17 protein-coding genes are annotated in these 18,378 nt (G+C 71.5%); 12 read left to right on the top strand and 5 right to left on the bottom strand.

From position 1 onward, the window contains the following. Position 1: 1 nt before the first annotated feature. On the bottom strand, positions 2 to 496 hold the full coding sequence (locus tag ABD331_RS15520) for a DUF305 domain-containing protein (RefSeq protein WP_344475092.1): 495 nt from the start codon (positions 494 to 496) through the stop codon (positions 2 to 4). Positions 497 to 563: 67 nt separating this feature from the next. Here ABD331_RS15520 and ABD331_RS15525 point away from each other — a divergent pair, with 67 nt between their 5' ends. The 7 genes from ABD331_RS15525 to ABD331_RS15555 all read left to right on the top strand — a co-directional run bounded on the left by ABD331_RS15525 (position 564) and on the right by ABD331_RS15555 (position 7,288). Then, positions 564 to 2,630 carry a sensor histidine kinase gene (locus ABD331_RS15525; RefSeq protein WP_344475094.1) on the top strand — a complete coding sequence of 689 codons (2,067 nt, stop codon included), beginning with the start codon at positions 564 to 566 and terminating at the stop codon, positions 2,628 to 2,630. A gap of 1 nt (position 2,631) precedes the next feature. Continuing rightward, positions 2,632 to 3,318 carry a response regulator gene (locus tag ABD331_RS15530; protein WP_344475096.1) on the top strand — a complete coding sequence of 229 codons (687 nt, stop codon included), beginning with the start codon at positions 2,632 to 2,634 and terminating at the stop codon, positions 3,316 to 3,318. Positions 3,319 to 3,666: 348 nt separating this feature from the next. Further along, positions 3,667 to 4,050: a hypothetical protein gene (locus tag ABD331_RS15535; RefSeq protein ID WP_344475098.1), complete on the top strand. Its 384-nt coding sequence runs from the start codon at positions 3,667 to 3,669 to the stop codon at positions 4,048 to 4,050. A 77-nt stretch (positions 4,051 to 4,127) separates the two neighbouring features. After that, positions 4,128 to 4,895: a glycoside hydrolase family 25 protein gene (locus ABD331_RS15540; RefSeq protein ID WP_344475100.1), complete on the top strand. Its 768-nt coding sequence runs from the start codon at positions 4,128 to 4,130 to the stop codon at positions 4,893 to 4,895. Positions 4,896 to 5,017: 122 nt separating this feature from the next. Then, on the top strand, positions 5,018 to 5,644 hold the full coding sequence (locus ABD331_RS15545) for a class I SAM-dependent methyltransferase (RefSeq protein ID WP_344475102.1): 627 nt from the start codon (positions 5,018 to 5,020) through the stop codon (positions 5,642 to 5,644). After that, entirely contained in the window at positions 5,595 to 5,861 is a 267-nt protein-coding gene (locus ABD331_RS15550) for a hypothetical protein (protein ID WP_344475104.1), read from the top strand. The genes ABD331_RS15545 and ABD331_RS15550 overlap by 50 nt, the downstream gene beginning before the upstream one ends. A gap of 254 nt (positions 5,862 to 6,115) precedes the next feature. Next, on the top strand, positions 6,116 to 7,288 hold the full coding sequence (locus ABD331_RS15555) for an FAD-dependent monooxygenase (RefSeq protein WP_344475106.1): 1,173 nt from the start codon (positions 6,116 to 6,118) through the stop codon (positions 7,286 to 7,288). A 19-nt stretch (positions 7,289 to 7,307) separates the two neighbouring features. On the opposite strand, the gene ABD331_RS15560 is transcribed toward ABD331_RS15555, so the two are convergent. The 4 genes from ABD331_RS15560 to ABD331_RS15575 form a co-directional block, all read right to left on the bottom strand. Beyond that, positions 7,308 to 7,868: an HdeD family acid-resistance protein gene (locus tag ABD331_RS15560; RefSeq protein WP_187414150.1), complete on the bottom strand. Its 561-nt coding sequence runs from the start codon at positions 7,866 to 7,868 to the stop codon at positions 7,308 to 7,310. Positions 7,869 to 8,034: 166 nt separating this feature from the next. Beyond that, on the bottom strand, positions 8,035 to 8,577 hold the full coding sequence (locus tag ABD331_RS15565) for a DUF308 domain-containing protein (protein WP_344475110.1): 543 nt from the start codon (positions 8,575 to 8,577) through the stop codon (positions 8,035 to 8,037). 194 nt (positions 8,578 to 8,771) lie between these two features. After that, a complete protein-coding gene (locus ABD331_RS15570; protein ID WP_344475112.1) occupies positions 8,772 to 10,235 on the bottom strand; it encodes an MFS transporter in 1,464 nt (487 codons plus the stop codon). Further along, positions 10,232 to 12,973, bottom strand: coding sequence for a cation-translocating P-type ATPase (locus ABD331_RS15575; protein WP_344475114.1), 2,742 nt, complete (start codon positions 12,971 to 12,973; stop codon positions 10,232 to 10,234). Before ABD331_RS15575 ends, ABD331_RS15570 begins: the two co-directional genes overlap by 4 nt. A 133-nt stretch (positions 12,974 to 13,106) precedes the next feature. On the opposite strand from ABD331_RS15575, the gene ABD331_RS15580 reads away from it, so the two are divergent. The 5 genes from ABD331_RS15580 (at position 13,107) to ABD331_RS15600 (ending at position 18,358) form a co-directional block, all read left to right on the top strand. Further along, on the top strand, positions 13,107 to 13,604 hold the full coding sequence (locus ABD331_RS15580; RefSeq protein WP_344475116.1) for a hypothetical protein: 498 nt from the start codon (positions 13,107 to 13,109) through the stop codon (positions 13,602 to 13,604). A 121-nt stretch (positions 13,605 to 13,725) separates the two neighbouring features. Continuing rightward, positions 13,726 to 15,126: an APC family permease gene (locus tag ABD331_RS15585; protein WP_344475118.1), complete on the top strand. Its 1,401-nt coding sequence runs from the start codon at positions 13,726 to 13,728 to the stop codon at positions 15,124 to 15,126. Positions 15,127 to 15,140: 14 nt separating this feature from the next. After that, positions 15,141 to 16,370 carry an arginine deiminase gene (locus ABD331_RS15590; RefSeq protein WP_344475120.1) on the top strand — a complete coding sequence of 410 codons (1,230 nt, stop codon included), beginning with the start codon at positions 15,141 to 15,143 and terminating at the stop codon, positions 16,368 to 16,370. Between the two features lie 9 nt (positions 16,371 to 16,379). Next, positions 16,380 to 17,381, top strand: a complete 1,002-nt coding sequence (gene argF, locus ABD331_RS15595) for an ornithine carbamoyltransferase (protein ID WP_344475122.1) — start codon at positions 16,380 to 16,382, stop codon at positions 17,379 to 17,381. 14 nt (positions 17,382 to 17,395) lie between these two features. Then, on the top strand, positions 17,396 to 18,358 hold the full coding sequence (locus ABD331_RS15600) for a carbamate kinase (RefSeq protein WP_344475124.1): 963 nt from the start codon (positions 17,396 to 17,398) through the stop codon (positions 18,356 to 18,358). Positions 18,359 to 18,378 lie beyond the last annotated feature (20 nt).

Consider the following 18,378-nt stretch of genomic DNA (forward strand, 5'->3'; position numbering starts at 1 on the left):
GTCACGTCAGCCGCTCGCCGATCTCCTTCAGCTCGCCGTTCTGCACCTTGATGATCTTCTCGGCCAGCTCCAGCGTGGGCCCGTGCCTGCCGGACTCGCGCACCGTCTCGGCCATCATCACGCCGTGGTGCAGGTGCTCCGACAACGCCGTCAGCCACGCCCGGTCGAAACCGTCACCCTCGGGCAGGTCCGCCGCCGAACCTGCGGCCTGCCGCACCGGCACCGTCTCGTTCCAGGACCGCAGCCAGGACTCCATCATCGCGATGTCCGCCCGCTCCTCCGGGATGAGCTTGCCGGCCAGCTCGCGCACGTACGCGCTGCCCGCCCGGCCGGACGCCGCCTCGGCGAGCTGGATCGTCTGCTGGTGGTGGGTGATCATTTCCTGGTTGAAGGTCACGTCCGCCTGCGCGTACGCCTTCTCCGTCTCCGCCGCCGCGGCGCAGCCCGCCGCCAGCAGCAGGCCGAGCAGCGCCATTATTGCCGTCTTCCAACGCATGTGCTGAGGTACGCACGCCACCACGCGACGGTTCGGTCACCACCATGTGTTGCCATAGAATTACCCAGTGTCATCTCAACGGCGAGATGTGCTCCTGCCGGTCCTCCTCGTCTGCGTGAGCCTGTCGCTGGTGCTCGGGTCGGTCCTGCTGGTCGGCGCGGACGGCCGGTGGGGCCTGTACGCGTCCTGGGGCTGGTGGACGGCGCGCGCCCTCGCGCTGAGCCCGTGCTTCGCGGTGGCGGGCGCGCTGGTGTGGTGGTCCGGCCGGTACGGGCTCGGCGCCGTGCTCGGCATGGTGTCGATCTCGCTGGGCGTGTTCGGGCTCTTCGGCCTGGTCTGGTACACCCGGCACGGCCCCGGCGGCTTCCTCGCCCCCGGGCCGCTCGCGCTGCTGCGCGGGGCGTCCATGCTGGCCATGCACGGCGCGCTGGCGGTGCTGCCCCTGTGGTTCCCGCAGGGGCGGGCGGCGCATCCCCGCTGGCGGTGGGCCGCCGGCGGGCTGGCCGCGATCTACGTCGCCTACCTGGCGCCGCTGGCTTGGCACGGCTGGCCCGTCACGCGACGCGACTGGTACTCCGGGCACATGGCGGCCGAGCACCCGTGGTGGGGCCTGGCCGGCCACGCCGTCATCTGGGCGCCCAGGGTGCTGGCCGTCGCCGTCCTGATCGACCTGCTGCGCCGCCGCCGGCACGCCGAGGGCCTGCTCGCGCGGCAGCTCACCATGATGGCCGCCGGATACGCCGGCTACTGGGGCACCCAGATCTTCGACAAGCTCATCGACCTCGGCGCCGAGCGCGACCTGCCGCAGTGGGCGCTGTTCCTGTCGAACGGGCCACTGGTGCTGTCGCTGGCGGTCATCTCCGTGGCGGCCGTGCTGTGCGACGGCTTCGGCGTGCTCGACCGGGTGGTGCGGCGCGCCCTCATCGGGCTGGGGCTCGTCGTCGGGCTGGCGTTCGCGTACCGGGGGCTCTACCTGGGGTTCACCGGGCTGCTGCCGCTGGAGCCGCTGCCGGGCGCGGCGCTCGCGTCCGGGCTGACCGTGCTCATGCTGCGGCCGGGGGCCGCGCTGCTGTGGGAGGCCGCCGACCTGCTCCTGTACGGGCGGCAGAGCAAACCGTACGAGCTGCGGCTCCTGGCCGGCAGCCTGCGTGACCAAGTGCCCGCCGACGACGTGCCGAGGCTGGTGTGCCGCACCGTCGTCGAGCGGCTCGGCCTGCCCGCCGCCGCGCTGACCGCCCGCACCCGGCAGGGCGAGCGCGAGCTGGCTCGCTCCGGCACCTGGGACGACGGCGCGACCGTGGTCCGCACCGAGCTCGCCTACCAGGGCGACGCCGTCGGCTGCCTGACCGTTCAGCTCCGGCGCGGCCAGCGAGCCCTCGACGGCCGCGACACGGCGGCGCTGCGGGTAGTCACCGACCAGCTCGGGCCGGTGGTCTCCGCGATCGGGCTGCGCGAGGAGCTGCGGATCAGCCGGGAGCGGGTGATCGTGGCCAGGGAGGAGGAGCGGCGGCGGCTGCGGCACGACCTGCATGACGGGCTCGGGCCGTCCCTCGCCGTGATGCGACTCCAGCTCGACACGGCGGCGGGGCTGCTGGGGGCGGGGTCGGCGGCTCGGGGGCTGGTGGAGTCGGCCGGGGAGCAGACGGTCAGGAGCCTGGGCGAGATCCGGCGGATCATCGAGGACCTGCGTCCGCCGGACCTTGACGAGCTGGGGCTGGTGGGCGCACTGCGAGCCCTGGTCGGCCGCTTCGAGGCGTCGGGGCCCGCGATCATCGCTGGGACACCGGAGGCCGGTGAGGGGCCCGCGTTCGTCGTCGAGGTGCCGGACGTGCTGCCCGGGCTGCCCGCCGCGACCGAGACGGCCGCCTACCGGATCGCCGCCGAGGCGCTGACGAACGTCGTGCGTCACGCCGGGGCCACCAAGGCGTCGCTCGCGCTGGCGCTGGAGGGGCCGCATCTCGTGCTGAGCGTCACCGACGACGGCACAGGGCCGCCGCCCGCGCCGCGCCCCGGCGGGGTGGGGCTCACCTCGATGGTGGAGCGGGCCGAGGAGATCGGCGGCACCTGCCGCATCTCCGCCAGAACGGACGGCACGGCCGGCGCGCTCGTCCTCGTCCACCTCCCAGGAGCCTGACATGCCCTCACCCGACCTGCCCTTGTCCGACACACCCTCGCCCGCCATCCGTGTCCTGCTGGTGGACGACCACCCCATGTTCCGGGCGGGCGTGCGGACCAGCCTGGAGACCGGCACCGAGATCACCGTCGTCGGCGAGGCCGGAACCGCCGCCGAGGGCGTGCGGCTGGCCCGCGAGCTGCGCCCCGACGTGGTGCTCATGGACCTGCGGCTGCCCGACCGCTCGGGCGCCGACGCCACCCGCGACCTGCTCGACGGCGACGACCCCGGCGGCAACGTGCTGGTGGTGTCGATGTCGGAGGAGGACGACTCGGTCGTGGCGGCGCTGCGGGCGGGCGCGCGCGGCTACGTGGTCAAGGGCACCGGCAGGGAGGAGCTGCTGCGGGCGGTGCGGACGGTGGCCGAGGGCGGGGCGGTGTTCAGCCCGGCCGTGGCCGCCCGGCTGGCGGCGTACTTCTCGGCGTTGCGGGCCGCCCCCGCCCAGGCCGCGTTCCCCGCGCTGACGCCGCGCGAGGTGGAGATCCTCGGCCTGGTCGCGCAGGGGCTGCAGAACCGGGAGATCGCCCGGCGGCTGTTCCTGTCGGACAAGACGGTGCGCAACTACGTCTCCCAGTTGCTGGCCAAGCTGCAGGTCGAGGATCGCAACCAGGCGGCGGTACGGGCCAGGGACGCGGGCCTGGGCACGTGACCGAACCCCACACCCGGCCTGCCACCGGGCCCGGCAACGCCACCCGGCCTGCCACCGAAGTTGGCAACGCCACTCGGCCTGCCACCGAAGTCGGCGACGGCATCCGACCTGCCACCGGGCTCGGCAACAGCATCCAGTCTGTCACCGGAGCCGCCGTACAGCACCCGGCCGGTCGCCGGAGCCGGTGGCAGGGCTCGGCTGGGCCGGGCGCCGTTCGTCCGGCGTCCCGGGACAGAGGACAGGACAGGCGGGGGACGGCGGACACCGGTGCCCGGGACACCGGGCGCGCGACTCTGATCACGCATCGGAGCACCGATGCGACGACAGAGGAAGAAGGACGACCACACCATGAACAGCACACTCCGCCGCACGGTCCTCGGCGCGGCCCTGCTGGCCGCCTGTGCCGTGTCCGCCCCGGTCCCCGCCGCCCAGGCGGTCACCAAATGCACCGACATCGGCAACGGCCAGCTCTGCATGCTGGCCAACGCGGGCAACCCGGCGACGGCCTCGTACCGGAAGGACGCGGGCGGCGAGGTCACCGTCCGCCTGGGCTTCCAGGTGAGGGGCTCCAGCTCCGTGCACTGGGACGAGGGCTTCTTCAAGGCGTACGTCCGCGCCGAGCCCTGGTACTACACGTGGCGCGACAACGGCGTCTCCAAGGGCGTCGCGTACCGCGCGGTTCTCCACCAGTACGGCGGCAACACCTGGTACTCCGCCTGGGCCACGCCCTGACGTCCGTCCCGTTCGCACCGCCCGGCCCCGCGTCACGGGGCCGGGGCGGTCCAGCTCCCGGAAGGGGAACCCTCACCATGCGCATCTCACGCGTCCTGCCCGTCACCCTCGCCTTCGCGCTTCTCGCGCCGCCCGCGCCCGCCGCCGCCACGGCGGGCCCGGAGGACTACGCCGTGCACGGCATCGACGTCTCCGGCCACAACCACGGCGGGGCGAACCAGGCGATCGACTGGCGGGCGGTGGCGGCGGCCGGGCAGAGGTTCGTCTCCATCAAGGCCACCGAGGGGCACCGGACCAAGTGGGTGAACGACTGGTTCGTCCGCGACCTGGCGGGGGCGCGCGGCGCGAAGCTGATCCACACCGCCTACCACTACTTCGTGCACGGGCAGGACGGTGTCGCGCAGGCCGACCACTTCCTCGCCACGGTGCGCGGGCAGGGGCTCGACGGGACGCATCCGTACGAACTGCCGCTGGAGGTGGACATCGAGGTTCAGGAAGGCGGCAAGCCCGCGTGCGGGGCCGCGCCCGCCGCACTCGTACGGCAGGCGCTCGCCTTCATCGGCCGCGTGAAAAGCGTGACCGGTGTCGCGCCCACCGTGTACACGCAGAGGAGTTTCGTGGACCGCTGTATGGCGGGCAGCACGGAATTCGGCAAGTACCGCGTCCGGCTCGCCCGCTACGGCCGGACCCCGCCGCCGCCCCTGCCGGGCGGCTCCGGCTGGGACTTCTGGCAGTTCACCAGGACGGCGAGGGTCGCGGGACTGCCTCCGCATGACGTGGACGAGAACGTCTTCGCGGGCGACCTCGCGGCGCTGGAGCGCCTGGCCAACCTGGCCCAGAAATAGGAGTGTTATTGTTCGAGAACAGTAAATTTATTTTCGACTGCTATGCTGGTTTCTATATTCAAAGAATCGCATTTAGCATCGGCGTTCCACTCCTCATCCGATAAGGAAAGGAACGCCCTCACATGCGAGCAGCGCAGCCCAGCCAGACCGCGATGATGGCCGCCGCCGCGCGCGCGGCCCATCTCGTCGTGGACGGCGAGCCGCACCTCTTCCGTGACACCCTGGCCGCCACCCTCCTGGGCGGCCAGGCGGAGGAGCTGATCGGCTACCACCGCGCGCACGGCGACCACCTCGTGCTCTCCGGCACCCGCGCCCAGGTGACCGCCCGCGCCGCCTACACAGAAGGCCTGCTCGGCGACCGCTTCGAGCAGTACGTGGTGCTGGGGGCGGGGCTCGACACGTACGCGCTCAGGCGGGCGCCGGGCGGGCCCCGCGTCATCGAGGTCGATCATCCGGCCACCCAGCGGTGGAAGCGCGACCTCATGGCGGCGGCCAAGCTCACCGAGCCCGACGAGGCGGCCTTCGCGCCGGTCGACTTCGAGTCCGGCGACCTGATGGCCGCCCTGCGCGCGGCCGGTCTCGATTCCGGCCGGCCCGCGCTGGTGAGCTGGCTGGGCGTGGCCATGTACCTGACCCCGGACGCGATCGACGGCACCCTCGCCACCCTCGGCCGCCTGCCCCGGGGGCAGCGAACTCGTCATGGAGTACGCCCTGCCGCCCGAGCTGCGGGACGAGCGGGGCGCCGGTAACGCCTCGTTCGCCCTGGCCGCCGCCGCCGAGCGGGGCGAGCCGTGGCTGTCGTTCTTCTCCCCCGACGATCTGCCCGCGTTGTTCGGGCGGCACGGGCTGGAGGTGGTGGAGCACGTACGGCAGGCCGACTGCGTCGATCCGGCGCTGTGGCGGCGGCAGGACGGGCTGCGCCCCGCCGACCTGTGCCGCCTGGCCCGCGCCACCGTAACCACCTGACGGCACCACCCGCACTCGCCGCACCACCGGTCATGGCCACACCGCCCACACTCGCGCCGCCCGCACTCGCTGGGCATGCCGAGCAGGCGCACAGGCCGGGCAGGGAGGGCGAGCCGGGCGGGCAGGGCGGGCAGGCAGGGCGGGCAGGCAGGGCGGGTTCGGGGCGACACGGCCGGTGTCCTCCGCTGCCGCAACGCCACCGACTGCTACTCTCCGTTATATATTGCTCACTTTTCGTATAGCGGGGAGCTCTTGTGAAGGTCGCGTGCGTCGGCGGCGGGCCCGCCAGCCTCTACTTCTCGATCCTGATGAAACGGGTGGACCCCGCCCACGACATCACCGTGTACGAGCGCAACCCGGCCGGCTCGACCTACGGCTGGGGCGTGACGTACTGGGACGAGCTGTTCGGCTACCTGCACGACGTCGACCCCGAGTCGGCCCGCGAGATCAGCGCAGGCTCGGCCCGCTGGGACAGCTGGGTCGTACACCTGCACGAGCGGGCCACCGTGACGGTGGGGCACGGCGACAAGGGGTTCGGCATCAGCCGGCGGCGGCTGCTCGCCATCCTCGCCGAGCGGGCCGAGTCCCTCGGCGTGCGCGTCGAGTACGAGCACGAGATCACCGCCGAGGAGGAGGTGGCCGACGCCGACCTGGTCGTGGCCGGCGACGGCGTCAACAGCCGGCTGCGCGAGCGGCACGCCGAGCACTTCGGCACCGAGGTCACGACCGGGCTCAACCCGTACGTGTGGCTCGGCACCAGCAAGGTCCTCGACTCCTTCACCTTCGCGTTCGTGGAGACGGAGCACGGCTGGATCTGGTGCTACGGCTACCCGTACAGCGTCGAGCACAGCACGTTCATCGTGGAGTGCGCGCCGCACACGTGGCAGGGGCTCGGGCTCGACGTGGCGAACGAGGCCGACGGCCTGGCCCACCTGGAGAAGCTGTTCGCGGAGGTGCTGGACGGGAAGCCGCTGATCGGCCGCACGCAGACGGGCGGCGCCGCGCACTGGCTGAACTTCCGCACCATGACCAACCGCACCTGGCATCGCGGCAACCTCGTCCTGCTGGGCGACTCGGCGCACACCACCCACTACTCGATCGGCGCCGGCACCGCGCTGGCGCTGGGCGACGCCGCGTACCTGGTGGACGCGCTGCACGCCGACCCGCACCTGGAGACGGCCCTGTCGGGGTACGAGCAGGAGCGCATGAAGGCGATCAGGCCCTCCCAGCGGGCGGCGCTGCGCAGCTCGCAGTGGTACGAGAACGTGCCGCGGTACGTGGACCGGCCGCCCAGGGAGATGATCGCGCTGCTCAACTCGCGGCACTCCGGGGTGCTCCCCCACGTGCCGCCGCGCCTGTACTACTGGACGGGCACGGCGGCCGGGGCGGTCTCCGGGCTGGCGGCGAGGGTGCTCCGGCGCGGCTGACCCGCCGTTCCAGCAGGTCTCAGGTGGCGAGGGCGGCTCGCTGGCGGTCGGCGTACCGGATCCAGAGCATGATCACTATCACCAGGATGCCCCAGGTCACCAGCCAGATGCCCAGCATCCAGACCAGCACCAGCAGCGACAGGCTGGGGATGGCCAGGATCACGATCCCGACGAGGATGGCCAGGATCGGCAGCACGAGCCGCCATCCCCACTTCGGCCTGGAGCGGTCGCCGAACACGCTGACGAGCTCGATCACGCCGCCGAGCAGCCAGAACAGGCCCATCATGATGGCCAGCACGGCGACGGTCTGCGGCACGTTGCGCACCGCCAGGACGCCGATGGCCAGGGCCAGCACGCCGAGCAGGGCGTACAGGACGCGGGCGGCGCCCGTGGCCAGCTCCGCCATGAGGGCCTGGATGATCCGGTAGATGCCGACCACGATCAGTTGCAGGCCGAACAGCACGGCCGCGATGGCGACCGAGGCTTCCGGCCACACCAGGACCGCCAGCCCCAGCAGTACGGACAGGAGGCCTGCGGCGATCGCCCACCCGGTGGCGCCGCGCATCAGGCGCACGGTCATGCCGTCTCCCTGGACCGGTTCGGCTCCGGCAGCCTCGGGAGAAGTCGCTGATGTCATGGTTCTTCCCTCCTCGGCGCCCCCTCAAGGGCCATGCGAGAGTCTCGTCCCACGACACCGCGCCTGCCGCGCCGCCGCATCACCCGTCTGAGGGGAGGCGGCGGCCCGGCTAGGCCGACATGAGATAGGCGGTGAGCCCGCCGCCCACCACCATCTGGGCGCCCGCGATCAGGGCCAGCAGTTCCAGGGACGTTACGGGCAGGACGAGCAGGGCCTCACCCGCGAGGGTCGTGGCGACGGCCAGCGCCGCCGTGGGCAGGGCGCCGGGCCGCCACAGGTCTGACGCCACGCTCATCAGCTCGACGATGCCGCCGACCAGCCAGACGAGGCCCAGCAGGACGCAGAACGGGCCCGCCTGGACCATGCCGGCCAGGGCGAGTGCGCCGGCGGTGGCCAGCAGTGTGCCTTGGAGGGCGAACAGCAGCCGCACGCCTGGGCACGTGTCCCTCTCTGTGAGGCCTCTCGCGACGTCGAGCGCCCCCGCCACGATCAGGTAGCCGCCCAGGAGTGTGGCGAAGGTGGTGATGGTGAAGGCCTGGCAGGTCAGCACGACCACCCCGGTGAACAGGGTGACCAGCCCTTTCAACGCGGCGGCCGACCGGCGCCCGCCACGCGGGGTTCGGTCCTGCGGGGTCGCGTCTCCCGGCGGCATGACCCAGGGGATTGTGGGTCGCGGTCGCTCAGCCCACGGGGCAGAGGGCCGCACGCGCACAGACCACGGAGCCGCAGGTCGCGGACGCGCGGGCCGCCGCATCAAGGCTCGCGAACGAACGGGCCGCGCGGGCCGGGCGGTGGGCGGGGGCCGTCCGGAAGGCGCGGGCCGGACGGCGGGGGCCGGGTCCGGCCTCAAGCGGCCGTGGACGGCGTCTCCTTGGCGTGCTGCTCACGCGGCAGGAACATCGCCGCCGCCAGCCCGAGCAGCGAGATCACCACCAGGGTCGTCAACGCCAGCGCGTAAGGCTGCCCGCCCGGGAAGCTGGCCGCCACGATCACGGACCCCGCCAGGGCGGTGCCGAGCGACGACCCCAGGTTGGACACGCTGCGCGACAGCCCCGAGATGTCGTCCTGCTCATCCTCGGGGAAGCTCGACTGCACGACGTTCACAGAAGCGGTCAGCATGGTCCCGATGCCCAGCCCCATCAGCAGCAACCCTGGCGCGTAGGCGAGGATGGCGTCGGTCTCGCGGGCGAAGGCGAGCAGCAGCGCCATGCCCACCGCCATGGCCAGGAACCCGACCCGGATCATGCGGCGTTGCGGATGCCGGCTGGCGAAGCGTTCGGCGGCGGCCGAGGAGGCCAGGATGCCGATGGTGGCGGGGGTGAGCATGAGGCCGGTCTGGATGGCGTTGTAGTGCCAGACCTGCTGCAGGTAGACGGAGATCACGAAGAACGAGCCCTGCATGGTCAGCCACTGCACGTTCTGCGTCACCAGGCCGAGGTTGGAGGTGCGGCTGCGGAACAGGGACAGGGAGATGAGCGGCACCTTGCCCGCTTTCTCCCTGGCGCGTACGTGCAGGAAGAACCAGAGCAGGAACAGCGCGCCGATGACGACGAACAGCCACACCGGCGAGATCCCGCCCTCGGGGATGACGACGGCGCCGCCGATGACGAAGTCGGCGCGGGAGGTGAGCCAGCCGTAGGTGCCGGACTGGAGGATGCCGAACACGACGAAGAACATGCCGGCCGCCGACAGGATGGCGCCCGTCACGTCGAAGGACGGCCGGGGCCCCGTCCGGGGCACGGCGGCGACCTTGCGGGACATGAGGAGGATCCACACGACGACCAGCACCTGGAGGATGAAGGACGCCCGCCAGCTGATGGTGCTGGTGATGAAGCCGCCGATGAGCGGCCCGGCCGCGGCGCCGAGCCCGGCGGCGCCGCTGACGACGCCGAAGTACTTGGCGCGCTGGCGGACGTCGGTGAAGGCGACGGTGATCAGGATGTAGATGGGCGGGATGAGCAGGGCGGAGCCGATGCCTTCGAGCAGCGAGTAGCCGATGATCATCAGGCCGAGGCCCTGGGAGAGCGACGCGAGCAGGGCGCCGGCCCCGTACACGATCAGCCCGGCCATGAAGCAGGTCTTGCGCCCGATGATGTCGGTCAGCTTGCTGCCGGCGATCATCAGGGACGCCATCGTCAGCGTGAACAGGGTGATCGTGGTCTGGATGCCGGTGACCGAGGTGCCGATGTCCTCCGCGATCGTGCTGATGGCCACGTTCATGTTCGTCGCCGCGTAGCTGGCGATGAACTGCGCGAGCGCCAGCGGGAAGACCAGTGCCCTGGCGGAGGGCGGGCTGCCCGGGCCTGTCATGCCGCGCCCCCGGCGAGGGCCTTGCGCTCGTTGCGCCGCAGGATGGCCTTGCGCACCTCGGAGACCGGGATGATGAGGCCGGACACCACGATGCAGACGAGCCACTGGCCGAAGTTCATGTCCACGGTGCCGAGCAGCCGCTGGAAGAAGTCCACGCCGCCGGACAGGACGATCGCCAGCACGGACAGCAGGCTCGCGTACAGGAACGGCCTGTCGGCGGGGCCGCCGCGGGCGAAGATCGAGCGGGTCTCGTCCCGGCAGGCGATGGAGAAGAACAGGTTGAACAGCGCGAACGTGGTCAGCGCCATCGTCCTGGCGAGGTCCTCGCCCTGCACCTGGCTCCACCAGACGACGCCGAGCGTGCCGACGCCGATGACGAACCCGGCGCTGCCGAGCCAGGTGAACTGGCGGCGGTCGAGGATCTTCTCGTTGATCGGGCGCGGCCGGCGCTGCATGAGGTCGGCTGCCGCGACTCCGTAGCCCAGCCCGACCGCCTGGCAGATCTGTACGGTGAAGTTCACCCAGAGCGTCTGCAGGGGCAGCATCGGCACGCCGCTGACCAGGTTGAAGACGCTGGCGCCGAGGAAGGTGACGATGAAGCCGATCAGCGTGCCGATCTGGAACTTGATGTACTTCTTGAGGTTGTCGTAGAGGCCGCGGCCCATCTCCACGGCGCGCACGATGGTGGAGAAGTCGTCGTCGGTGAGGATCATGGTGGCGGCCTCCTTGGAGACCTCCGTGCCGGTGATGCCCATCGCGATGCCGATGTCGGCGCGTTTCAGCGCGGGGGCGTCGTTGACGCCGTCGCCGGTCATGGCGACCACGTGGCCCTGCTCGCGCAGGACGTCCACGAGGCGCACCTTGTGCTCGGGCGCCACTCTGGCGATGACGCCGATGTCGCCGATCTCGCGCAGCGCGGTCTCGTCGTCCATGGCGGCGAACTCGGCGCCGGTGATCGCCCGTCCCTGGATGCCGAGCTGCCTGGCGATGGACTCCGCGGTCACCGCGTGGTCGCCGGTGATCATGCGGACCTGGATGCCGGCGTCGTGGGCCTTGGCGATGGCGGCCTTGGCCTGGGGGCGCGGCGGGTCCACGATGCCCACGAGCGACAGCAGCACCAGCCCGTCCACCTGGGCCAGCAGGTCGCCGTCGGGATCGAACTCGGCGGGGTCGAAGTCTTTTCTGGCGGTGCCCATGACGCGCAGGCCCTGCTCGGCCAGGCGCTGGTTCTCCTGGAGGTAGCGGGCGCGGAAGTCGTCGGTGAGCGGGATGGGGCCGAGCCCGGAGTCGAGCACGGAGTCCGACCTGGCCAGGAGCTGGTCGGGCGCGCCCTTGACGAGGCAGCGGACGACCTCGGAGCCGCGCTCGTCGGGCATCCGGTGGAAGGTGGCCATCAGCTTGTACGCCGCGTCGAACGGCACCTCAGCGACCCTGGGGTAGGTCTCGCGGGTGGCCCGCACGTCCAGGCCGCCCTTCTCGGCGAGCACGACCAGCGCGCCCTCGGTCGGGTCGCCGACGAGCACGCCCTGTTCGACCTCCGCGTCCGCGGTCAGCGCCATCGGCAGCAGGAACGGCTCCAGGGGCACGTCCGGCTGGCCGGCGACGCGTTTGATGGTGCCCTCGCTGGAGTAGCCGGAGCCGGAGATCACGTACCGGCGGCCGGGCAGCGCCATCTCGACGGCGGTCATCTGGTTGAGCGTCAGGGTGCCCGTCTTGTCGGAGTTGATGGCGCTGGTGCAGCCGAGCGTCTCGGTCGAGCGCAGCCGCTTGACGATGGCGTTGGCCTTGGCCAGCATCTGCGTGCCCATCGACAGGATGGTCGTGACCACGGCGGGCAGGCCGGTGGGGATGGCTGCCACGGCGAAGGCGATGGAGGCGGTGAAGACCTGCGCGAACGGGTTGCCGCGGGCCAGGTTCAGCGCCATCGACAGGACGAGCGCGAACCCGGAGATGACCAGGATCTGGTTGGTCAGCGCGGCGAGCTGCCTGGTCAGCGGGGTCTCCGTCTCCTCCTCGGTCTGCAGCATCCCGGAGATGTGGCCGACCTCGGTGGACATGCCGGTCGCCGTCACCACGAAGTCGCCAGAGCCGCGGGTGACGTTGGTGTTCATGAACGCCATCGTGATGCGGTCGCCGATGGCCGCGCCGGGTGACAGCAGCGCCGACGGGTCCTTGCCGACGGGCGTGCTCTCCCCGGTGAGCGCGGACTCGTCGATCTCCAGGGTGGCGGCCCTGATGATCCGCCCGTCGGCGGGCACCAGGTCGCCGGCCTCGACGGACACGACGTCGCCCGGCACCAGCTCGTCGGCGGCGATCTCGGCGAGGGAGCCGTCCCTGCGGACCTTCGCCTTGACGATCATCATCTTCTGCAGGGCGGCCACCGCGGCCGCCGCCTTGCCTTCCTGGCGCAGCCCGAGGAAGGCGTTGAACAGGGTCAGGCCGAGCAGCACGAGGCCCGTCCCCCACTGCTGGAGCAGCAGGCTGCCGATGCCGGCGACCAGCAGGACGATCTGCATCGCGTCGGCGTACTGGCGCACGAAGGCGCGCCAGGCCGGCTCGGGCTTGGCCTCGGCGAACTTGTTGGGGCCGTACCGCCCCCTGCGGGTCTCCACCTCCGCCGCGCTCAGGCCATGGCCTGCTTCGACGCCCAGCACCTTCAACGCCTCCGTGGCGGGCATCGCGAAGTAGACGGGCGTCTCGGACGTGGCAGGCCCCTGGCCCGCCGAGGACGTAGTCATCATTGCCTCCTCAAGACCGCGGGCACCGATGCCGAGTCTCCGTGCGGCGCGACCGCCGGGGCGTCACCCGGCGAGGGTGAACCAGCGGGGGGAGGGCCCGGCCACAGTACGAGGACCGGATCATCAACGCGGCGTGGAGAGGGGACACGTGGACGAGGACATGCGCGCCGACTACACGGGCGCCGTGTACGGGTCGTTGCTGGCCGCCTCCGTCGTCGCCGGGACCAGCCCGGGCAAGGACCCGCCCACCGGCGCGGTGATCAGCCTGCTGGTGCTGGCCACCGGGCTGGTGTTCTGGATGGCGCACGTCTACGCGCGGCTGGTCGGCGAGCGCCGGCACCTGCTGCGGCTGACCTGGTCGCAGGTGCGGGCGGTGAGCCGGCGCGAGCGTCCGCTGGTGGAGGCGGCGCTGCCGCCGGCGCTGGCGGCCATGGCGGGCTGGGCGCTCGGCCTGCCCGACTCGGTGACGGCCTGGATGGCGCTGACGACCGCGCTGGCGGGCCAGGTGACCTGGGCGACCATCGCGGGCATCCGGGCCCACCTGGGCACCTACCTGATCGTCCTGGCGGCGGTGGGCAATCTGCTCATCGGGCTGCTGCTGGTCGCGCTGAAGGCCCTGCTGGCGCACTGACCCGCTGAACCGCTCCTGCCTGCACTGATCTCACCCGGTGCGGGTGAGGCCCGCCCGGCGGGCGCCCGACGAAGGTGCAAGCGGTGGTGTCAGGAAGCGGCGGGACGGAAGCGAGACAGCCATGGCCGAAGCCGAAGTCAAGAAGGGTGCGCCCACGGCGCCGACCAGGTTCGGGCTGCCACAGGCGACCGCGTTGATCCTGGGCAGCATCATCGGGGTCGGCATCTTCAACCTGCCGTACTCGCTGGCCTCGTTCGGGCCGATCAGCATCGTCGCGATGGCGGTGACCACGGTCGGCGCGGTGGCGCTCGCCCTGATGTTCGCGGGGCTGTCACGGCGGCTGCCGGCCGAGGGCGGCCCGTACGCCTACGCACGGGCCGCGTTCGGCAACCGGGTCGGCTTCGCGAACGCCTGGTCGTACTGGATCACCGCGTGGGCGGGGAACGCGGCGATCGTCACCGGCTGGGTGTACTACGTCGAGAACTTCGTCAACCAGGACGCCGTGCCCGGCTGGTCGATCCTGATCGCGCTGGTCGGGCTCTGGATCCCGGCCTTCGTCAACCTGTCGGGCGTGAAGAACATCGGCGCGGTCCAGCTCTGGACGACGATCATCAAGTTCGTCCCGCTGGCGATCATGTCGACGGTCGGGCTGCTGCTGATCGACCCGGCGAACTTCCAGCCGTGGAACGTCAGCGGCCAGAGCGACCTGCGGGCCATCGCCGGCGCGATGGCCATCTGCCTGTTCAGCTACCTCGGCGTGGAGACCGCCGCCGTGGCCGCGGCGAAGGTGCGCGACCCCGAGCGGAACGTGCCGCGCGCCACGGTGCTCGGCACGCTGGTCAGCGCCGTGGTCTACCTCCTGTCGCTGCTGGCGGTGTTCGGCACCGTGCCGTCGGCGATCCTGGGCGAGGAGGCGAACAAGGCGTCGTACTCGGTGGCGGCGACCACGATGGCGGGCGGCGCGACGTGGGTGGGCGACCTGGTGGCACTGGCGGTCATCGTCTCCGGGTTCGGCGCGCTCAACGGGTGGACGATGATCTGCGCCGAGATGCCGCTCGCCGCGGCCCGCGACGGGCTGTTCCCGCCGAGCTTCGGCAAGATCTCCAAGGCGGGCGTGCCCGCCGTCGGGATCATCGCCTCCACGTCGCTGTCGTCCCTGGCGATGGCCGTCAGCTTCCTGGGGGCCAGCGGGGCGACGGTGTTCAACACGCTGATCCTGATGACCGGCATCACCGCGGCCATCCCGTACGGGTTCTCGGCGCTGGCGCAGCTCAAGTGGCGCTGGCGAGATCATCGCACCCTGCACACGCCGCGCTTCGTGCGGGACTCGGTGGTCGCGGTCGTGGCGCTGATCTTCTCCGTGCTGTTCATCTGGTACTCGCGCAACACCGGGGAGACGGACTGGTTCCTGGTCTGGGGACCGTTCCTGATGGCCGCCGGTGCGTTCCTCGTCGGCATCCCGGTCTACCTGCGCATGCGCGACCGGATGAGCCCACCCCAGCAGGTTCCGCCCTATCACTGAGGAGAGACGACGTCATGCCCTTCCACGTGGATTCCGAGATCGGCAGGCTCCGCCAGGTGATCCTGCACCGCCCGGGGCTGGAGCTGAGCAGGCTCAGCCCGGCCAACGTCGACGATCTGCTGTTCGACGACATCCTGTGGGCCAAGCGGGCCCGCGAGGAGCACGACGCGTTCGCGCAGGTGCTGCGCGACCGGGGCGTGGTGGTGCACTACTTCGCCGACCTGCTGGCCGACGTGCTGAACGACCCCGTCGCCAGGGAGTGGGTGCTGGACCGGGTCCTGACCGACGACACCGTCGGCCCCACGCTGGCCGCGCCGCTGCGTCAGCTCGCCCAGGACGTGGCGAGCGACCGGCTCTCCGAGCTGCTCATCGGCGGCGTGCTCAAGGCAGAGCTGCGCCGCGCCAACGTCAGCAGCCTGCGCTGGGAGCTGATGAACGCCGACGACTTCCTGCTGACGCCGCTGCCCAACCACCTGTTCCAGCGCGACAACTCCGCCTGGATCTACGGCGGGGTCAGCATCAACCCGATGGCCAAGCCGGCCAGGGCGCGGGAGTCGGTGCACAGCGCCGCGATCTACAAGTTCCACCCGATGTTCAGGGACGGTGACTTCACCGTCTGGTACGGCGGCGACGACACGGCCCACCAGCCGGCCACGCTGGAGGGCGGCGACATCCACGTCCTCGGCGCCGGCGCGGTGCTGATCGGGCTGGGCGAGCGCAGCACCGCCATGGGCATCGAGAACCTGGCCCGCTCGCTGTTCGCCGCCAAGGCGGCCACCAAGGTCATCGCCGTCGAGCTGCCGCACTCGCGGGCCATGATGCATCTCGACACCGTCATGACGATGATCGACTCCTCGACCTTCGTCATGTACCCGTACCTGCAGCTCCCGCTGCGGTCCTGGACGGTGCTGCCGGCCGACGACCCGGACCATCCGGCCGGGCTGCGCATCGTCGCCAACGACGACCTGCTGGAGACGATCGCCGAGGCCCTGGGCGTGGACCGCGTGTCCGTGCTGCGCACCGACGAGGACCTGCGGGCCGCCCAGAGCGAGCAGTGGGACGACGGCAACAACTTCCTGGCCATCGAGCCGGGAGTCATCGTCGGCTACGAACGCAACGTCGCCACCAACACCCACCTGCGCAAGCAGGGCATCGAAGTGATCACGATCGCGGGCAGCGAGCTCGGCAGGGGCCGTGGCGGACCGCGATGCATGTCGTGCCCGATCGAACGAGACCCCGCCTGAGGAGCCGGAATGACCTACAACCTGCGTGGCCGCAACTTCCTCAAGGAGCTGGACTTCACTCCGGCCGAGTGGAAGCAGCTACTGGACCTGTCCGCCAGCCTGAAGAAGGCGAAGTACGCGGGCCTGGAGCGGCCCGGGCTGGCCGGCAAGAACATCGCGCTCATCTTCGAGAAGACCTCCACCCGCACCCGCTGCGCGTTCGAGGTCGCCGCGCACGACCAGGGCGCGCACGTCACCTACCTCGACCCGGACGGCTCGCAGCTCGGCCACAAGGAGTCGGTCGAGGACACCGCGCGGGTGCTCGGGCGGATGTTCGACGCCATCGAGTTCAGGGGCTTCGCCCAGGAGCACGTGGAGACGCTGGGCCGGCTGGCCGGCGTGCCGGTGTGGAACGGCCTGACCAACGAGTGGCACCCCACCCAGACGCTCTGCGACATGCTGACCATGCGCGAGCACAGCAACAAGCGCGACCAGGAGATCGCGTTCGCCTACCTCGGCGACGCCCGCAACAACGTGGGCAACTCGCTGCTGGTGGCCGGCGTCATGATGGGCATGGACGTGCGCATGGTGGCCCCGCGCTCGCTGTGGAACCACGAGGACGTCATCAAGCAGGCGCGCTTCCTCGCCGAGCGGACGGGCGCCAGGATCACGCACACCGACGACGTCGAGGAGGGCGTGGCGGGCGCCGACTTCCTCTACACCGACGTCTGGGTCTCCATGGGCGAGCCCAAGGAGGTGTGGGACGAGCGCATCGCGCTGCTGCGCGGCTACCAGGTCAACGACGAGATGATCAGGGCGACCCGCAACCCGCACGTGCGGTTCATGCACTGCCTGCCCGCCTTCCACGACCGCCGCACGAAGGTGGGCGCGGAGCTGTACGACAAGACGGGCATGGCCGCGCTGGAGGTCACCGACGAGGTCTTCGAGTCGCACTACTCGATCGTCTTCGACCAGGCCGAGAACCGGATGCACACCATCAAGGCCATCATGCTCGCCACTCTGGGCGCCTGAGGGGGGACGGCGTCATGCGGATCGTGGCTGCCCTCGGTGGCAACGCCCTGCTCGAACGCGGCCAGCGTCCCGACGCCTCCGTCCAGTGGGCCAACGCGGTGGCCGCGGTCACCGCGCTGGCCCCGCTGGCCGCGCGGCACGAGGTCGTCATCACGCACGGCAACGGCCCTCAGGTCGGCCTGCTGGCGCTGGAGAGCGCCGCCGACCCGAGCCTGACCGTGCCCTACCCGTTCGACGTGCTGGGCGCGCAGACCCAGGGCATGATCGGTTACTGGCTCCTGCAGTCGTTGCAGAACGCGCTGCCGGGCCGTCAGGTCGCCGCCCTGATCAACCAGACCCTCGTCTCGGCCGCCGACCCGGCCTTCGCCGCGCCGACGAAGTTCGTCGGGCCGGTGTACGAGGAGGACAAGGCCCGCGAGCTGGCCGGCAGCCGCGAGTGGAGCTTCGCCCGGGACGGTGAGCACTGGCGCAGGGTGGTGCCCTCGCCCGAGCCGCTGCACATGGTGGAGAGCCGGACGATCCGGCTGCTGCTGGCGTCGGGGGCGGTCGTGGTCTGCGCGGGCGGCGGCGGCGTGCCGGTCGTCCGCAACGAGGCCGGCCGGCTGGAGGGCGTCGAGGCGGTCATCGACAAGGACCTGGCGACCGCGAAGCTGGCGGAGGCGCTGGAGGCCGACGCGCTGCTGCTGCTCACCGACGTCGCGGCGGTGCAGCGGGGCTACGGCACGCCCGGCGCCGAGCCGATCTCCCGGGCCACGCCGGCGGAGCTGCGCCGCGAGAGGTTCCCCGCCGGCTCGATGGGGCCGAAGGTGGAGGCGGTCTGCCGGTTCGTGGAGCTGACCGGCCGCCTCGGCGCGATCGGGGCGCTGGCGGACGCCGGGGCGATCCTCGACGGCAAGGCGGGCACGCTGGTCACCCCCGCCGGCGACTACGGCGGCCCCGGCGACCTCGGCCCCGCGCAGTGGACGGGGCTTGTCTGACAGGACGGAACGACGAAGGC

It is taken from the genome of Nonomuraea monospora (assembly GCF_039531895.1).
Taxonomy (GTDB): Bacteria; Actinomycetota; Actinomycetes; order Streptosporangiales; family Streptosporangiaceae; genus Nonomuraea; species Nonomuraea monospora.